The organism is Fructobacillus sp. ESL1117, from assembly GCF_058508565.1.
The window spans coordinates 574,790-593,365 of record NZ_CP196385.1 but is presented as its reverse complement, the minus strand read 5'-3'; the positions used below and the strand labels follow the sequence as shown (position 1 = coordinate 593,365).

16 protein-coding genes are annotated in these 18,576 nt (G+C 40.0%); 14 read left to right on the top strand and 2 right to left on the bottom strand.

Going from position 1 to position 18,576, the window contains the following annotated elements:
- Nucleotides 1-25 precede the first annotated feature (25 nt).
- The 8 genes from ACSYSH_RS02500 (at nt 26) to ACSYSH_RS02465 (ending at nt 11,027) form a co-directional block, all read left to right on the top strand.
- On the top strand, nt 26-1,786 hold the full coding sequence (locus tag ACSYSH_RS02500) for a hypothetical protein (RefSeq protein WP_491702454.1): 1,761 nt from the start codon (nt 26-28) through the stop codon (nt 1,784-1,786).
- A 210-nt stretch (nt 1,787-1,996) separates the two neighbouring features.
- Complete coding sequence (locus tag ACSYSH_RS02495; protein WP_491702455.1) at nt 1,997-2,431, top strand: GtrA family protein; 435 nt, start codon at nt 1,997-1,999, stop codon at nt 2,429-2,431.
- Between the two features lie 185 nt (nt 2,432-2,616).
- Nucleotides 2,617-3,342, top strand: coding sequence for a hypothetical protein (locus ACSYSH_RS02490; protein WP_491702456.1), 726 nt, complete (start codon nt 2,617-2,619; stop codon nt 3,340-3,342).
- 804 nt (nt 3,343-4,146) lie between these two features.
- Entirely contained in the window at nt 4,147-5,682 is a 1,536-nt protein-coding gene (locus tag ACSYSH_RS02485) for a glycoside hydrolase family 68 protein (protein WP_491702458.1), read from the top strand.
- A 1,509-nt stretch (nt 5,683-7,191) separates the two neighbouring features.
- Nucleotides 7,192-7,356 carry a hypothetical protein gene (locus ACSYSH_RS02480; RefSeq protein ID WP_491702459.1) on the top strand — a complete coding sequence of 55 codons (165 nt, stop codon included), beginning with the start codon at nt 7,192-7,194 and terminating at the stop codon, nt 7,354-7,356.
- A 214-nt stretch (nt 7,357-7,570) separates the two neighbouring features.
- Nucleotides 7,571-7,738 (top strand): hypothetical protein, encoded by a 168-nt coding sequence (locus ACSYSH_RS02475; RefSeq protein ID WP_491702460.1) that lies wholly within the window; start codon nt 7,571-7,573, stop codon nt 7,736-7,738.
- A gap of 283 nt (nt 7,739-8,021) precedes the next feature.
- Nucleotides 8,022-9,362 (top strand): DUF3329 domain-containing protein, encoded by a 1,341-nt coding sequence (locus ACSYSH_RS02470; protein ID WP_491702461.1) that lies wholly within the window; start codon nt 8,022-8,024, stop codon nt 9,360-9,362.
- A 741-nt stretch (nt 9,363-10,103) separates the two neighbouring features.
- Entirely contained in the window at nt 10,104-11,027 is a 924-nt protein-coding gene (locus ACSYSH_RS02465; RefSeq protein WP_489815818.1) for an aldo/keto reductase, read from the top strand.
- Nucleotides 11,028-11,168: 141 nt separating this feature from the next.
- Here ACSYSH_RS02465 and rpsT read toward each other — a convergent pair whose 3' ends face one another.
- Both rpsT and rpsO read right to left on the bottom strand, forming a co-directional pair.
- Nucleotides 11,169-11,420 carry a 30S ribosomal protein S20 gene (gene rpsT, locus ACSYSH_RS02460; protein ID WP_047974211.1) on the bottom strand — a complete coding sequence of 84 codons (252 nt, stop codon included), beginning with the start codon at nt 11,418-11,420 and terminating at the stop codon, nt 11,169-11,171.
- A 46-nt stretch (nt 11,421-11,466) separates the two neighbouring features.
- A complete protein-coding gene (gene rpsO, locus ACSYSH_RS02455; protein WP_047974261.1) occupies nt 11,467-11,736 on the bottom strand; it encodes a 30S ribosomal protein S15 in 270 nt (89 codons plus the stop codon).
- Between the two features lie 298 nt (nt 11,737-12,034).
- Between rpsO and gatC the strand changes: the two genes are divergently transcribed.
- The 6 genes from gatC (at nt 12,035) to ACSYSH_RS02425 (ending at nt 18,541) form a co-directional block, all read left to right on the top strand.
- Nucleotides 12,035-12,343 carry an Asp-tRNA(Asn)/Glu-tRNA(Gln) amidotransferase subunit GatC gene (gene gatC / locus ACSYSH_RS02450; RefSeq protein WP_489815817.1) on the top strand — a complete coding sequence of 103 codons (309 nt, stop codon included), beginning with the start codon at nt 12,035-12,037 and terminating at the stop codon, nt 12,341-12,343.
- Nucleotides 12,343-13,806: an Asp-tRNA(Asn)/Glu-tRNA(Gln) amidotransferase subunit GatA gene (gene gatA, locus ACSYSH_RS02445; RefSeq protein WP_491702462.1), complete on the top strand. Its 1,464-nt coding sequence runs from the start codon at nt 12,343-12,345 to the stop codon at nt 13,804-13,806. Before gatC ends, gatA begins: the two co-directional genes overlap by 1 nt.
- Before the next feature lie 11 nt (nt 13,807-13,817).
- Entirely contained in the window at nt 13,818-15,269 is a 1,452-nt protein-coding gene (gene gatB / locus ACSYSH_RS02440) for an Asp-tRNA(Asn)/Glu-tRNA(Gln) amidotransferase subunit GatB (protein WP_489815815.1), read from the top strand.
- 153 nt (nt 15,270-15,422) lie between these two features.
- On the top strand, nt 15,423-16,487 hold the full coding sequence (locus tag ACSYSH_RS02435) for a diacylglycerol kinase family lipid kinase (protein ID WP_489815814.1): 1,065 nt from the start codon (nt 15,423-15,425) through the stop codon (nt 16,485-16,487).
- 2 nt (nt 16,488-16,489) lie between these two features.
- Nucleotides 16,490-17,875, top strand: coding sequence for a 23S rRNA (uracil(1939)-C(5))-methyltransferase RlmD (gene rlmD, locus ACSYSH_RS02430; protein WP_491702463.1), 1,386 nt, complete (start codon nt 16,490-16,492; stop codon nt 17,873-17,875).
- A gap of 69 nt (nt 17,876-17,944) precedes the next feature.
- On the top strand, nt 17,945-18,541 hold the full coding sequence (locus ACSYSH_RS02425) for a GNAT family N-acetyltransferase (protein ID WP_489815812.1): 597 nt from the start codon (nt 17,945-17,947) through the stop codon (nt 18,539-18,541).
- The last annotated feature ends 35 nt before the right edge of the window (nt 18,542-18,576 follow it).

Sequence of the window (18,576 nt, the reverse complement as noted above, 5' to 3'; positions counted from 1 at the left end):
TATATCTTGATAGAAGGATTGTATAATGAACAATAGTAATGTAGTAAAAATTTTAAATATAAAAAAAATAGTTTTAGAGATATTGCCTATTTTGGTGTTGTTTTTTGCTTCAATAATGATCCTAAATCCATTTTTATTTAATCCTATAAAGCTTCCAATTGATACATACTATCATCTTTCAAGAATTCATAACTTAAGTGGTAGTTTATTTCAGTTTTTGTATTCACAAAATTTTGTTTCGTTAGGACAGGTTGGCATTGCTAGTAACGTTTTTTATCCTGCCATTGGCATGCAAGTTATCGTTGACTTAATTCCAAAGTCATTCGGATCATTAATAATTTATAAGTTGTTTATTTTATTATTATGCTTTATTAGTGCTTTAGTTGCTTATTTATTAATCCGGTTTAAGTATGCTCAGATTAGATCACTATCAGTTGGACTGGCTTTGTTATGGTCATTTTTAATCTATCCTTCTTCTAGCATAGGAGAAGCAGTTGCTAAAATAGGATTTCCACTGCTTTGTTATGGATTATTGAATTTTCAAAAAAGTGGAGTATATAAATATATAGCTGCTGGATTAATAATTTCATCCTTATCCCATCTTTTAACTACTATTTTTCTATTATTCTTTGTGCTCTTTTATTATTTTAGCTTATTATTTCTAAATCGTACAAAAGAAAAATGTATATTCTTAACCATGAATATATTGAAAACGGGAATTTATAGTTTTTTAGGAACATTATGTGTTTCAATTCCTCTTATCTATACAACGATTAACAACCGTGTAAAAACGCCGAACATATTTTACTCCCAATTTCAAACATGGGTAGTCAATATAAATACTTTTTCAGATGATTTTAGAATATATGTATTTATAATGATGCTTATCTTTTCTTTAAGTGTTATTTTGCTTATGAAGAAAGTTTCATTAGCACAGGCATTGTCATTGATTTTTGCAGTGTTTGGCACTAGCGCAATTGTATGGGAAGGATTTGTTCGTACTACCGTCTTGTCAAATATTCAAATACCTAGTCGAATATTTTACTATGCAATTTCATTATGTTTTTGCTTTTCAATTTTACTTTTGGCCAACCGAGGTATGTCAAAGAATGGAAAAAACGTTTTGTTAATGTTTATTTTTGTTTCCATGTCTATTATTGGTACTGTGATATATAAGGATAGTTATCCATCGATAGATAATAATGGAAATTATATAGTTACATCCCCAAAGCAGTTAGAGACGTATGTATCGCAGGGAAATGACGGATATTCGATTGCTGGATTAGGAGCGTTTGATGAGTACACAATGGACCAAAATATAATGTGGTCCATTATGAATTATTCAGATTATGTACCCAAAAATTCAATTAGCAACCAAACTAGTAGCTTTTTGCTGCAGGATGATAAAGGCAAGAAGCTAGTTAACCATGAGTTAAGTATTTCTAATGGTCAAAGTGTAATGACATCGAATTATATAGCAAAGCCTAAGTCTGTATCATTTTATTCTACTCAAAATATAGTTAATCAAGAAATATCTTTACCAGTTGTTGGATATAATAAATTTAATACATTTGTATATATTGATAACCGAAAAATAGATAGTTATATTAAAAATGGAAGAATAACTATTAATGCTTCATTGGATGTAAAACAGAAAGTAAGTGTTCGTCAAACAATGTCCTGGTGGGAAGTTAGTCCTTTTATTGTTTCAATAGTTAGTTGGTTAATAATGATTGTTTTACCATGTGGCACAAATAAAAATAGACTTCAAAGTGTGAGAAAATAGGAAATTTTGGAGTGAGTTATACACATAGTGAAAGAATATTTTTGTCTAAATCTAAATTCTAATGGCGTCAATTCAAAGGTTATTATTGTTTTGGACTCGTGATTTAAAAAAATAAATTATCTTTTAGTATGTGACTGCTTAAGAAATTCAGTAAGCAATTTGTTATTATTATATGGTTGAAGAACAATCAATATAAATTGGAGAATCCTAATGGTTGATCTTTTTAAAAAATATCGTGAAACTATTCTTTATCTTTTTTTCGGAGGAGCTACTTTTGTTGTTTCAGTTGTAACTTACTCTTTGTTCTCAGCATTTTTTCATTGGGGACCAACGCTGTCATACATTTCATCTTGGTTCTTAGCCGTATTGTTTGCATACCTGACTAATCGAATTTGGGTTTTTCGTTCTCAGGTCTTTGATTTTCAAGGGCTGCTTCGGGAAATTTGGCAATTCTACTTAGCACGAGTTGTTACTGGTGTGATTGGTTGGTTGATTCTGATGTTTGGTGTTAATCTATTACATCAGAATGATCTCATTTGGAACGGCATTCAAAACGTTTTTGTTATTATCTCAAATTATGTTTTAAGTAAGCTTTACATTTTTAAAGAAGTAGAAGAAGTAATTGAAGATAAAATTAATAAATAGTTTGGCAAAAGAGCTTGCAATTGCAGGCTCTTTTTCTTTAATCTAGCAGTTAAAAAATATTTTTAAGATAGTCAAATAAGCGTTGACCGATAGTAACAATCGCTATATACTCAAGACGTCAGTTACATTTATGTTGCAATGCGATTAAAGTGTAGGAGATAATACGCATTTAAGGAGTCTGCAAGATGTTTAGAAAGAAAAAAATCTTGCTAACAATGACAGCGGTGGCTGTCGTTTTAACACTGGGGGCCACTACTTTTATTGTTAATGCTGTTACAAACCCAACTAATCAACAACTTGGATTTATAACTAAAAAGAAAAGCAGTTCGGCCCAGTCTTCTAGTCAAAAAAGTGTCGCTTCCACAAATCAAAAGACCCAGTCAGTTACTACCAGTGGTAACCAGCAAAGTGCCGCAACTGGTACTAGTACCGGTAACCAGGAGGCTAATGCTAGTGTGAGTGAGAACTCCAATACAAAATCAGCATCATCTGCTCTCAATTCAACCTCAGCATTAAGCAACACGCTTACTCAGGATGATTTTCGTTCTAGTGATGATTTAGCTTATCGGATGATTGCTCTCTATGGTTTGGCTCATGGTGATGATCAATGGCAAAAATTAAATTTGATGCAGTCAAAAGGAATTGTTTTGACGCAAGTTGCTAATCAGTCGAACCCAACTTTTATTGCTAAGGCTGTTGGTGGTGCTGATAATGATGGTGCTTATTATAAGTACTTAATGAACGATATTAGTTCGTCAAGTCAAAGCGTGACAAAGCCGATGTCCTTTAGTCAAAATAATACCACCAATTATCGAGCATCAATTACTGATGTTTTGAATTATGTGAATTCAATTGGTGGACGTTCAGTAGTACAGAAATTGAAGTTTCAATTGGTTGAGGCGTCAAAGTAAATTTTATGCGGCTAGCAAGAAATTTGCTCAGCATAAAAAGAGCGCCAATGCGATCAGGTTCGATTAGCAATATGTTGCTACCTTATTGATGCAAAAAGTACTAGCTCACAAACTGAGTTTAATCCGTGATGTGCGTTTTATCGCCTGCATCTTGTTAGATGCACTGAGCCAATATCAAAAGTCAGCATATTTGAATAGTGATATGGGAAGTGAATATACCAGTAGTGTCTATGAGAGAATCAAAGCATTTCATTCGATTTTGAAAAGAGAGTTAATTTATCTCAATCAGTTTAGGGACAATTTTGAGCTGATTTCACGAATTCTGCGTTATATTCGTCGATATAATTACGCATGGATTCGTGCTTATGAATCAAGCCCGGCGATGTAAAAAAGCGTTCAACTTATCGAGATATAAGCACTTATGTCTTTTTAATTCTTCCTAATAGTGACCAATTCAAAAATCAATTTGTTGTTACTTCTTATTTAGTTGTACGTTTGATTGCATCAAGTTTCTTGTTGGAAATAAATGGTAATCAAACAAAGGTTATTAATAATAAGCTATCAGTTATTCTCCCATGGAGCATTAGTAGATATTGGTTTCCACTATAGTGCGGTTCTGCAAACAATTTCTAAAAACATCGAGACGCATTTAGAGGCGGATGGCAACACATTCTACTTGCGTTAATCAATCTAAAAAGTCTGGGGTAACCTAGACTTTCTTTCCTAAACTTTTTAAAGATTTTGCTCCTATAATTTTGATATAATTTTAAACGAGTTTGTATTGAAATTTTAGGAGAAATAGTTGTGTTTAAAAGCTTAACAGCCAGTGAGCGTCTATTTGATACGAAGAAAAAGAAAGTTATTTGGTCCATGACGACCTTGCTCGTTTTGGGTCTGGGTTACGGTGGCTACCGAATTCAAAAGCATTACCACTTTTTAGGAGATGGGGTGACCCACGTCACTTGGGCGGACATGGATTCTTTTTCCAGGTCGGTGCGGAATACGAGTACGCGGATGCCGAAGTTTGAGCAAAAATCTTTGTTATCAAATATTCCCTCATCCAAGATAACGGATCCGACAACGGGGCAGGAAATTCCGATTGCGGTTTGGGATTCTTGGCAGGTGGCAAATCCTGATGGCACGGTGGCAGACTTCCACGGTTACCGCTTGGTTATTGGATTGACATCTAAGTACCAGCGTGACGATGCCAATGGGGCTCATTTGGGATTGTATGCTCAAAAAATTTCGGCCGATTCCAATGATTTGTCCAGTTGGCAATACTTAGGTAATGTCTTTGAGACTTTCGGCGAAGGCGCGCCCAATGGCAAACCGGACAAATACCTTAAACAAATCAAGGGAGAATGGTCTGGTTCAACCGTCATGATGAATTCTAAGACGAACACGCTTCGTGTTTTCTATGCCAACGCCATGAAGGATTCACAGGCCTTGATGACGGCACAAATTACGGTAGAACCGAAGACTCCCGGTGACTGGAACTCTGGTTTGACGATTAACCACAAGAAAACAAAGGATCACCGAACGGTCTTTGCGGGGGACGGTTACTATTACCAGACGGCTTCACAAAACCCGGGCCATGCGGACAAGCACTCTGAAGAATTAACCATGCGGGACCCACACTTTGTCGCCGATGGGAAGAATTATTACTTGGTCTTTGAAGGAAACACTGGCTCAAAGTATGGTATCCAGGGTGATCGGAACTTCTTGAACTATGCTAACTATGGCAACTGGACCACCTACCGATACATGAAGAAGCAACTCTTGAATAACAAGGATGGTGAGCAATATGGTAAGGCATACTACGCTAACGCCGCCATTGGAAAGCTCGAGCTGGACTCCGACTTTAAGGTGAAGAAAGTCATGAAGCCGATGGTCGTGGCCAACCTGGTTAATGATGAAATTGAGCGGGTTAACCTCTTCCAGTTCCAGGGAAAGTGGTATCTGTTTGCGACATCTTGGGGTGGTAAGTTCTCTTCTACTGACCCCAATTACTCAAACAAGACGTTTTTACTTGGTTATGTATCGGATAATGGCATTAACGGGCGCTATAAAAAGTTGAACGGAAACGGGGTAGTGATGACGTCAAACATCACCAACGATCCGGACTTTACCTATGCCCACCTCGTTGTGCCTCATAAGGACCAAAAGAACAACAAATTTGTCGTGACCTCCTTTGAAGATTCCCGTACCTTTGCGCCTAGTTTCTTGTTGGAAATTAAGGGGTACAAGACAAAAGTCATTAACGATAAGGTACTTGGCCAGGGAGCTTTGGTCGATAACGGACACTATTATAAAGCGTCCCCACAAAAGCTGAATAATTAAATAAGGGTTAGTCAGAAGTCATTCTGACTATTTTTTTGAAATCGAATTTTGTTTTTGCCTTCTTGAAGTGATTGAATGAAATGGTGTATCTAATAAGTAGAAGGATTTAACATGACAAAGCAAAACAAGAGGGTCCGTAAAATTGGAAAGGAACAGCACGCATTCTGGATATTGCTCATTGTACTGGTGCCTTCAGTGACTGTCGACACATTGCTGACGATTTCACGCTTTAAATAAAAGAGCAAGAACACGCAGCTCACTAGTCAGCAACAATAATCCATTTTGGCAAAAGGAGAGGATTCTCCAAATAGCAAGATTTTCTAGAAACAGCAGGTCGTTAAGCCAACGTCAACGGACTATGGCTTCGATGTGTCTATCCAACGAGCAATTCCCAGCAATCACTGATTTGAAAAAGTGGCCGGATAGCAAGGTAAAAAGTATCATATCCTATATTAAGAAGTAGTCCGTTTGTCTGTCCATGACGTCTGGAATCATTAAGGCCGCTTCGAAGGAAGATACCAGTGTGGCTTTCCAAAACGGGATTACGTCCTGGCACAGCAAGTTAACCATTGATGGATAGTTGCAGAAGGTCGCGGTCGGCCTATATTGGTAGCGGTGCTTACGAAGTCTTCACTGCCAAGCCAACGGATAAGAACTATAGCTTTGGTAGTGAAAAGGTTCAAGGAGTTGATAATTTTGATGATATATCGAATATAGTCAAACGCAGCGTTATTAAGAGCAGGATGTATCGGTTAATTAAAAGTTTTCCGTTTCGTTTTTTTGAAGGCTGCTTATTGTCTTAATCTTCCTTTTATTTGTTCGCTATAATATTTAAGAAACTTTTCTAGCAGGTATGCCCATGCAAAAAATAATGAAACTATACAAACAATACGAAGAAAGTATCCTTTATCTCTTCTTTGGTGGGACGACTTTTGTGGTATTGGTCGTTACCTACGCCTTATCTCGGCTACTTTACACTGGGAATATATGCTATCATACATTGCATCGTGGTTCTTATCTGTGTTTTTTGCACACCTGACTAATCGAATTTGATTTTTTCGTTCACAGGTATCTGATTTTCAAGGGTTGTTTCTGGAAGTTTGGCAATTTTACCTAGCACGAATCATTATTGGTGTAACTGGTTGGATGATTCTTATGTTTGGTGTTCACCTATTACATCAGAATGATCTTGTTTGAAATGAAATTCAAAACATTTTTGTTATTATTTCAAATTATGTCTTAAATAAGTTTTGCATTTTTAAATAATTAGAAGAATAAATTGAAAAAATAATAAATAGTTTGTTAAAAGAGCCTGAAATTACAGTTTTTTCTTTAATTTGAAGCTTAGAAATTGTTTTAAGACGGGCAAATAAACATTGATCTATGTTAACAATTGATATATGACGAACACATCACTTACATTCATGTTGTAACTCAATTAAAGTGTAGGAGATAATAAGAAATTAAGAAGTCTGCAAGATGTTTAGAAACAGGAAAATCTTGCTAACTATGGCGGCGGTGGCTGCCGTTTTAATACTGGGGGCTACTACTTTTGTTGTTAATGCAGTTATGAATCCAATTAATCAAGAACAAGGATTTATGACTAAAAAGAAAAGTAGTTTGGCCCAGTCTTCTAGTCAAAAAAGTGTTGCTTCTACTAAGCAAGAAAGCTAGTTTGCTACTAGCGGTGGTAACAACCAAAACGTTGTTAATACCAATAAACAGGATGCTAATAGTAGTTCAAGTGTGGACGCCAATACGCAATTGGCATCGTTTGCTCCGAGTTCAACTATATCGTTAAGTAACACGCTTACTCAAGACAATTTTCGTTCGATGATTTAGTCTATCGAATGACTACCCTTTATGGTTTGGCTTATAGCGATGACCAATGGCAAAAGTTGAGTTTGATACAGTCCAAATGAATATTTTGACCAAAATTTCTAATCAGTCAAATTTGACCTCTACTGTGAAAGTTGTTGGTGATACGAAAGCCATGCACGGTGTATACTATTATTTTGTTATGAGTGATTTTAACCACCGCACAGTCGAACGCTAAGTGAAGGAGTTTCAGCCAAATTGATGTAACACGGTATCGTGAATCGATTACAGATGTTTTGAATTATGTAAACCCGGTTTGTGGTCGGAAAGCTATTCAAAAGTCTAGTTTTCAGTTAATTGAGAATGCAAATTAAAGAGTCCTTAGGGCTCTTTTTATGATTACTAGGAATGTTGCATGAAATGATCTATTTGAAAGAGATTAGCACATAAAAATTAATAAAATTATATTATAATGTAAGTATTGTTTTAAAAATAAAAATTAATAATTTGGGGAGAATAACATGAAAACAGGGCGTCGCAAAATTTTATATTTTCTGACGATGGGATTATTATTACTTTTTTTTGTTATAGTAAATTATGATACGCCATTATTTGATGATGATTTATATATTGGGCATCATCAGACAATAGTATCTCTTTATAACCAGGCCTATGGTGATTATATGCATTGGAATGGACGCGCAGTTGGCCAAACTTTTTGGAGGATACTTTCTTCTAGTAATCAACTAATTGCTAGCATTCTGATAGCAATAGTTTCGGTAGCGTTGATAGTTTTAGTTTATTATTTTGGCAAAAATAAAAAGCAGTTATCATACAGTTGTTTTAACTTAACTCTATCATCTGCATTAATTTTTTTGTTTGCTCCAGTACTTGGACAAACAATGTTTTGGAGAGCCGGAGCTGGTAATTATTTGTTCACCACGACCTTGATTTTGTTTATTATTTTATATTTTTATCAGTGGTATCATCAAAAAGAACCATTTAAAAACAAATTGTGGTTTGTTTTACCTTTGTTATCATTTTTAGCCGGTTGGTCAAATGAAAACACTTCTGGTGGAGCTTTACTTATTATTTTAGTTTATACACTGTTAGGTAAGTATTATAAAGGCCTCAAGTGTACAATGAACCAACTTATTAGTCTTGTTACTTATTTGCTTGGCTATCTATTTTTGGTATTGGCCCCAGGAAACGCAATCAGAACGAAACAGACAATGTCTCCATCTTGGTTCGATGAAACTGCCTTTGTTCACTTTAAGTCAGGATTTATTGCGGTTACCAAGTCGTTGATTCATCATTACTTTGTTTTGATTTTGCTGATTGTTATATTAATATTTGTTTATTTTCTCCGAGCCGACTTTGAAAAATCAATTGAGAGTCTAATTTGGTTTGGATCTGGTATGGCAACACTATACGCCTTAGCACTCGCACCATTGGGGCAAGATGGGGGACGTTCTTTCTTCGGTGGGGCAATCTTTTTAATTATTTCCTTACTTTTGCTTATTAATAATAATAATGAACTGGAAACTGGTGGGAAATCGCATACTGTGATTATCATTTTTAGTCTTATTTTAATTCTTTTAGCAGGAATAAAGACAGCTTTGGGTGTTATTGATGCGCATAAATCTAACGAAGCATTAAGGGCACGTTATTCTTATATTGAAAATCTAAGCGATAAAGAGAAGAAACAAGTAGTCCAAGTACCTGCACTTAATCATTATCCTAGCAAGTCATTTTCTGTCGATTATGGTTTGGAAGAAATACATACAGATAATCCGCATGTATTTCCAAATGAAGGATACAATATTTATTTTAAATTAAATGGGATTTTGCTAAAAGAATAAGCATGCTCAAATTTTAATTATTAAAAGTATTCCGATATTTAAATATTGGAATGCTTTTTTAAAAAATATTTTAGTTACTTTAGATCTGATGTGGAAGGCTTATTAAGGCGATATATTATCATTTGTTTTTATAAAATAGCGTAAACATGTAATTCAATTTACAAACAATCACCCTAGTAAAACCGTAAAATACAACGTAGGCGTTATTTAACTGTGCAAGACTTAAGAGAGAATGGAATACAAAAGGGAGAGAAACATGTTATTACCAATTATGATACTGGTTTTTGCAATTGGGATTTTTGTGTATTTAATGCTTTTGATTGGTTATGTAGCATACAAAATCATTTTTTTAATTTTGAAATTAGTCGGGAATGTCATTCGCAACCATCTGTCAAGGCGACGGACTAGAAGGAAGTCAGAAAAAGTGGAAGAGTAGGCTGATTATGCAAGTCCTCATAGCGAGGGAGAGGCTTGAATTTAATTGAAATCGCAATGCAGGCGCCGTCAATTAAAACTCGTCATTGTTTTGATTTGAAGATCAACCTAAGCGCCGTCAGTCAAAATTAACGCCTGTGTGGATTTAGAAATTCAATTTGTTCCTACAAAAAAGTCAATCACCATGATGATTTTCAAAGAAAATATTTTCAATCACACCCTTTCAACGTCAAGTCTGTTAGTTTACAATACGTATGAACGATTTTTTAAAACAACAAAAGTAACCGATTCAGGAGGAAGAAACGCATGGCAAAAGAAGTGACAATTGGCAAGACTGATGTGAAGACCACTAAGCTTGGTTTGGGGACTAACAAAGTCGGTGGTCACAACCTTTTTCCTGGTTTGAAGGATGAAGACGGCTATGCCTTGGTCAAAGAAGCCCTGGACGCAGGGGTCGTCTTGATTGATACTGCCTATATGTATGGGGAAGGCCGGTCTGAAGAAATTATTGGTGATGTTATTCAAGACTACGACCGGTCAAAGATTGTGATTGCGACCAAGGGGGCTCAGGATGCCAGCAACGGTAATAAGCCTAACAACAGCCCAGCATTTTTGAAGCAAGCCGTTGAGGACTCCTTGAAGCGTTTGAAGACCGATTATATCGATATCTTCTACATCCACTTTCCAGATGAAGCAACGCCAAAAGACGAGGCCGTTGCGGCATTGAACGAATTGAAGGAAGCCGGTAAGATTCGGGCAATTGGGGTGTCAAACTTTAGCCTTGAGCAGATTAAAGAGGCCAATAAGAATAACCAGGTTGATATTGTCGAAGATCACTACAGCTTGGTTTACCGTGGGGCCGAAAAGGATGAGTGGGCTTACTTAAAGGAAAATCAGATTTCCTTTGTTCCATATTTTCCATTGGCATCTGGCCTTTTGACGGGTAAGTACACGAGGGATGACTACACCAAGTTTGAAAAGCAATACAGCCAGGACCAATTTACTACTATTTTGTCTGCCTTGGACAAAGTTAAGACGATTGCCGCTGGCCATGGCGTAACTGTGGCCCAAACAATCCTGGCTTGGTACATTAAAAACCCTGCCATTGGGGCCGTGATTCCTGGTGCGCGCAATGCTGATCAGGTTAAGGCAAACGTTCAGGCGTTGGCTGTTGACTTGACGCAAGCTGAATATGAACAAATTGATCAGGCATTTGCAGCTTTTAAGTAATTGCGATTGGAAAGTAGTGGGCTGTCTTTAGTTGTCAAAGTCATGGCTGGCAGTTTTTAACTGGCGAATCAACAATTAGCTCAACAAAAAAATCCCCCAACTCAATTGAGTTGGGGGATTTCGTTTATCAATTTTAATTGATTACTTTACGTACTTAGCCAAACGTGACTTTTGACGTGAAGCCTTGTTCTTCTTAATCAATCCCTTTGATTGGGCGTGATCGATAGCTGATGATACTTGCTTGTACATTTCAGCAGTATCAGCAGATCCGGCCTTGGCAGCCTTCAAGAAGCGCTTAACGGCAGTGCGGTAAGCTGACTTTTGTGGTTCGTTACGATCGTGCTGCTTAGCACTCAAACGAACTCGTTGAATTGATGATTCAATAATTGGCATATGTCCGTCTCCTTAAATTTGATTCTGGTTATTTGTAAGCAAAAGCTTAACGACGCAAACCTAAGCGCTTGATCAATTCACGGTAACGCGTAACGTCAGTACCACGGAGGTAACGGAGCAAGTTACGACGGCGACCGATCTTCTTCAAAAGACCACGTTGTGAATGAAAATCATGCTTGTGCGTTTCCATGTGACCGTTCAATTCGTTGATGTCAGCAGTTAAAACTGCAACTTGAACTTCCACTGAACCAGTATCGCCTTCATGGCGGGCATATTCCTTCATGATTTCGTTCTTACGTTCTTGTGTAAGGGCCATAATCATTTCCACCTTTCTTAAATGTCTCCAAGTGCTGAGAGAAACGACGGTGAGACGTCAATCTAAGGACTTGGACAGTTGTTTTGACAACATGACTAATTATACGGGTTTTTCAAAAAAAATCAAGGATGCTTGACATGCAAGCAAAAATCAGCTTTGTCATTTTCTTAATTGGCAAGCATTCTGCCATTTAGCAGGGGCAACTAAGGGCTTTTATGGTAGAATAGAACAGTAATTACATCAGAAAGGATAGCCTTGAAAAAGACGGAAAAATCCACTTTTTCAGGCAGGTGACCCCATGGCAACATCAATTTCAAAAGAAGAAGTCGCTCACGTTGCAGACTTGGCCAAACTGAGTTTTTCCGACCAGGAACTTGAGCACTTTACTGGACAACTCCAGGAAATCGTGGCAATGTGCGAGAAGATGGCAGAGGTGGATACAACCAATGTCGAACCAACTTTTTCAGTAACACCGAATGTGAACCATTTACGAGAAGATGTTGCGGATAATTGGCATGAAAAGAAGGCCTTGTTGGCCCAAGCACCAGAAGAGGCAGCCGACTTAATTAAGGTACCCGCTATTTTAAACGGGGAGGATGAAGCATAATGACTTTTAATTATTTTGACAAGACCTTAGCCGACTTGAATGCTGATTTGAAAGCTGGCAAAATCACGGCCGAAGAATTGACCAAGGAAACTTTGGCAAACATCCAAGCAACTGATGAAGACTTGCAGGCTTTCGTCCGGATGCACGCAGACGAAGCTTTAGCTAAGGCTCGTGCCGTTGATGAAAAGGGTGATTTTTCAAATCTCTTGGCTGGTATTCCGATGGCCATCAAGGACAATATTGCCACTAATGGTTTGGAAACAACGGGGGCTTCCCACATTTTGTCAGGGTTTAAGCCAGTTTATGATGCAACGGTGACAACCAAGTTGAATGATGCTGGTGCAGTCATCGTTGGTAAGGCCAACATGGACGAATTTGCCATGGGTGGGTCAACTGAAACTTCTTACTACAAGAAAACGAAGAACGCCTGGGACCACACCAAGGTTCCAGGTGGTTCCTCTGGTGGATCGGCTGCTGCTGTTGCCGCTGGTCAGGTTCCTTATGCCCTTGGTTCTGATACCGGTGGATCAATCCGCCAGCCAGCCGCCTTTAATGGTTTGGTGGGGATGAAGCCCACATATGGTCGAGTATCACGTTTTGGTCTTTTCGCCATGGCCTCCTCTTTGGACCAAATTGGTCCATTGACCCGAACCGTTAAGGACAACGCCTTCGTTTTGAATGCCATTTCTGGTTTTGACAAAAAAGATTCCACTTCTGTTGAATTGGAAGTACCTGATTTTGCTGAAAAGATTGGTCAAGATATCAAGGGCATGAAGATTGCCGTGCCGGAAGAATACTTCCAAGAAGGAATTTCAGTTGAAGTTGCCACACAAATTAAGGCTGCCATTGCTCAATTAGAAGCCCTGGGGGCAACTGTTGATACGGTTTCATTACCACACACACAATATGGGGTTGCTGCTTACTACATCTTGATGTCATCAGAAGCTTCGTCAAACTTGCAGCGTTACGATGGTATCCGTTACGGGTTCCGTGCACCAGACGCTAAGTCACTGGAAGAAGTTTATAAGAACACCCGAACTGCAGGTTTTGGGGATGAAGTCAAGCGCCGGATTATGTTGGGAACATACTCGCTTTCAGCTGGCGCTTACGATGCCTTCTTCAAGAAGGCTGCTCAAATTCGGACATTGATTATCGAAGACTTTAACCAGGTTTTTGCTGACTATGATTTGATTGTTGGTCCAACGACACCAACCCAACCTTATGGCATTGGTGAAGAAATCGGTGACCCAAAGACCATGTACTTGGGCGATGTTTTGACGATTCCAGTGAACTTGGCTGGTTTGCCAGGATTGTCAATCAATGCTGGTTTTAATGGTGGCATGCCAGTCGGCTTGCAATTGATTGGAAAGCCATTTGATGAAGCAACTCTTTACCAAGTTGCTTATGCCTTTGAACAAGTAAACCACTTCTATGACCAACATCCGGTTGTAGCAGGGGAATAAGGAGGAGACAAATGGCAAACGAAAACTTTGAAACAACAATTGGACTTGAAGTCCACGTTGAAATGCAAACGAAATCCAAGCTCTTGTCACCTTCGCCCGTCCACTATGGGGATGCACCGAATGAAAATACCAACGTGATTGATTGGGGTTATCCCGGGGTTTTGCCAGTTGCAAACAAGGGTGCGATTGAATACGGGATGCGGGTGGCCATGGCCTTGCATGCCGAAATTACAGAAGAGATTCGTTGGGACCGGAAAAACTACGTTTATCCGGATAACCCAAAGTCATACCAGACAACTCAAACGCGAACACCGTTAGGCCGTCATGGTTATTTAGACGTTAACATGCCTGATGGTAGCGTGAAGCGAATTGGGATTGAAGAACTCCACGTCGAAGAAGATGCTGGAAAGAATACGCACGGTACTGATGGCTATTCTTACGTTGATTTGAACCGGCAGGGAACACCATTGGTTGAAATCGTGTCGAAGCCTGATTTGTCTTCGCCAGAAGAAGCCTACGCTTATCTGGAACAATTACGCCGAGTGATCTTGTTTACAGGTGTTTCTGAAGCCAAGATGCAAGAAGGACAGATGCGAGCTGACGTTAACGTTTCATTGCGTCCACGAGGATCAAAGACCTATGGAACGCGAGTGGAAATGAAGAACATTAACTCATTCCACTATGTTCAATCTGCTTTGGAATTTGAAGAACGCCGTCAGGCACAGGTTATTCGTTCTGGTGGCAAGGTTCGCCAGGAAACTCGTCGTTACGATGAGCCAACCAAGTCAACGCTTTTGATGCGGGTCAAGGAGGTGGCGGATGATTACCGTTACTTCCCAGAACCTGATTTGTCACCGATTCATATTGATCAAGCTTGGATTGACCGTGTTCAAGCTGAACTGCCAAAGTCAGCTGGCGACCGGCAAGTGTCCTATGTCCAAGACCTTGGTTTGGAACAATACGATGCCGAAGTTTTGACACAAACGTTGGCAATGGCGAACTTCTTTGACGCCACTGTCAATGCTGGGGCCGAATCAAAATCAGCTGCAAAGCGCGTTGCCAACTACTTAATCGGTGACGTGAACGCCTACTTGAACAAGAACCAGATTGAATTGCAGGATACTGATTTGACACCTGAAAACTTGGCTGGCATGGTGAGGTTGATTGAAGACGGTACCATTTCAACTAAGCAAGCCAAGAAGGTCTTTGAGGCCATTATGGAAGGGAAAGAACCAGAAGCCTACGCGAAGGCGGAAGGTTTGGTTCAGATTTCGGACCCAGCCGTTTTGACACCAATGATCAATGAAGTCTTGGATGACAACCCACAGTCAATCGAAGACTTTAAGGGTGGTAAGGACCGGGCAACAGGTTTCTTGATTGGCCAATTGATGAAGAAGTCCAAGGGCCAGGCTAACCCTGGTGTCTTGAATAAACTTTTGTTAGCCGAATTGAACAAGCGCTAACCAATAATCAAGCAGTAATTGTCGGTTGACCGAAGTAGTTGGTCAGGTTACTGTCATAAAAGCACCGCTTTGCGGGCTTTTGTACATATACTTTAGGAGGAAGTCGAGGCTTTACTGATTTGAGGAATGGTCGGGAAGCTTCGCAGGTGAGCCATGAAACGAGCACGAATTATTTATAACCCCAGTTCGGGTCGGGAAACAGCGAAACGCGAAATGCTAGACATTATCCGGGTGTATGAAGAGGCGGGGTACGAAACATCGACCTATGCGACTACTCCAGAACCTTTTTCAGCCCAAAAGGAAGCGACTCGAGCCGCCTTTGAGGGCTTTGATCTGATTGTGGCTGCTGGTGGAGACGGCACAATTAACGAAGTTGTTAATGGGATTGCGCCTTTGAAGCGTCGGCCGAAAATGGCAATCATTCCCGCCGGCACAACCAATGATTACGCCCGCGCCCTGAAGGTTTCCCGTGATGATCCATTGGAAGCTGCCAAGGTAATTTTGAAGGGGCAGACGATTAAAATGGACATTGGTCGAATTTCGACTCGCGGTGGCTTAGTGGAAGCGGACGGGCAGATTTTGGCCCCAGCTGATGCCCGCTACTTCATGAACATTGCTGCTTTAGGTACGCTTTCGGAAGTGACCTATGCCGTACCATCCGTGATGAAGTCACTTTATGGCTACTTGGCCTATCTTGTTAAGGGAGCTGAGTTATTGACCCGGTTGGAACCGGTTCAGGCCAAGGTGGTTTATGATGATGGCGAGTATGATGGCGATATTTCGATGATTTTCTTGGCCCTAACGAATTCGGTTGGTGGCTTTGAATCCATCGTGCCCGATGCTAAATTAGATGACGGTCAGTTTACGTTACTGATTGTAAAGGCCGCTAACTTGTGGCAGATTACGCAGTTGGCTGCTCAAGTTTTGAATGGTTCTCACGTGAATAATCCACAGTTAATTTATAAAAAAACGTCAAAGGTTGAAATCACACCGCTATCAGATGACCATCCAATCAAGGTCAACCTTGATGGCGAGTATGGTGGGGATGCCCCAATGACTTTTGAAAACTTAAAACAACATATTGAATTCGTTGCAGATTTGTCAGCGATTGATGTTGATGCAACGAACGCCAAGATTCAAGAAGAGTTCGTCGAGCAGGTCGAAGCTCTTGAGGCGACCCAGCACGAACCTAAAGCAAATGAGAAGGAAAAGAACTAAGCATGGCTAAAGCCAACCGCACAATTAAACAGGCCGCTCCAATTCATAAAAATGAAGTCATCACTGCTTCGGTGACCGATTTAACCTATCAAGGTCTGGGCGTAGCGAAAGTGGATGGGTTTCCGCTCTTTGTAACCAATGCGCTGCCAGGTGAAAAGGCCGACATTTTGGTGACAAAGGTCCTAAAAAATTACGGTTTTGCCCGTGTACAACGGTTGTTGGAAAAATCAGCGGACCGAGTGGAGTTGACAGATCAGTTGGCCTTAACGACAGGGATTGCGCCATTAGCCAACTTAGCTTATCCGGCTCAGTTGGCTTGGAAAAAGTCTCAGGTACAGCAATTATTTAAAAAGGCCCGACTTGACGTGGAAGTGGCCGATACAATTGGGATGGCCGATCCAACCCATTATCGTAATAAGGCACAAGTACCGGCCAGAATGCTGAATGGTCGTCTAGAAACCGGTTTTTTCCGTCGTGGGTCGCATAAGTTGATTCCGACCGATTCCTTTTACATTCAAGATCCCGCCGTGGATGAAGCTATTCGTGTGACCCGGGATGTCTTACAAGAGTTTGGTATTTCTGCTTACGACGAAGAAGAGGACCGTGGTGTCATCCGTCACGTCATGGCTCGCATTGGAAAAGCGACTGGTGAATTAATGGTCGTTTTGGTGACGAAAACCAAGAAGTTACCAGAAACTGGGGCAATTGTAGCCGCACTAAAGGCTCGTTTACCAAAGCTTAAATCGGTCATTCAAAATGTCAATCAGTCCCAAACAAACGTGATTATGGGTTATCAAAATCAGGTATTGTGGGGAAAGCCAGCCATTGAAGATATTTTGCTGGGCAAGAAATACCTGATTGGCCCTAATTCTTTCTATCAGGTTAATCCCGAAACAACCGCTAAGCTTTACCAATTGGCCAAGGAAAAGGCCGAATTGAAAAAGACGGATACCGTGATTGATGCCTATTGTGGTATCGGGACAATTGCGTTGACGGTGGCCAACGATGTTTTTGAGGTCTACGGAGTCGAATTAGTCGAAGCGGCCATCGATGATGCCAAAGAAAACGCCCGCATTAACCAAGTTACCAATAGTCATTTTGTTGCGGCTGATGCGCCAAGTCAGATGCTCCAGTGGGCTGAAGAGGGCCTAAAGGCGGATGTTGTCTTTGTTGATCCGCCGCGGAAAGGCTTAACAACTGATTTTATTGAGGCCGTTAGTACAATCAGCCCAAAGCGCCTGGTGTATGTTTCATGTAATCCGGCGACAATGGTGCGTGATCTTAAGGAGTTGGTAGATCATGGTTATGCCCTTGAGGGTCCTATCCAACCGGTCGACCAGTTCCCACAAACAACTCATGTTGAAGCAGTGGCAGTGCTGACAAAATAAGCCTAGTTGTCAGTTTGACAGGTAGGCTTTTCTTGTTTCGAATAACTTTTAGGATGAGGTATCACTCTTATGGCAACAGATCAAATTATTTTTCGTCCAGCAACAGCAGCTGATGCGGCCGAATTATTAGCTATTTATGCACCCTACATTCGTGAAACGGCGATTACCTTTGAGTACGAGGTGCCCACGGTTGCTGAATTTCAAGCACGCATTGAAAAAACGTTGAAGACACACCCATACATCGTGGCCGTTTTAGATGGCGTGATTTTGGGCTATGCTTATACAAGTCCGATGGGCTCTCGTCAAGCCTATGCCTGGTCGGTTGAAACCTCCATTTATATTCGCCAGGATGAGCGCCATCATGGTTTGGGTAAGCGCCTTTACAAAATGATTGAGCAAATTTCGCGTGATCAAAACATTATCAATGTCAATGCCTGCATTGCGGTGCCAAAAATCGATGATGAACATTTGACAACAAATAGTCGTGATTTTCATGAGCATTTGGGTTACCGCTACGTTGGCGCCTTTGACCGGATTGGCTATAAGTTTGATACTTGGTATGACTTAGTTTGGATGCAAAAGGCGGTTGTGGATTATCCGGTTGAGCCCAAGCCAGTGGTCAGCTTTGCTGATTTATTAAAAGAGGGTTATCAACTTACCGAATAAAAAAGTCTTTTGTCAATCTGACTCGTCAAATGGCA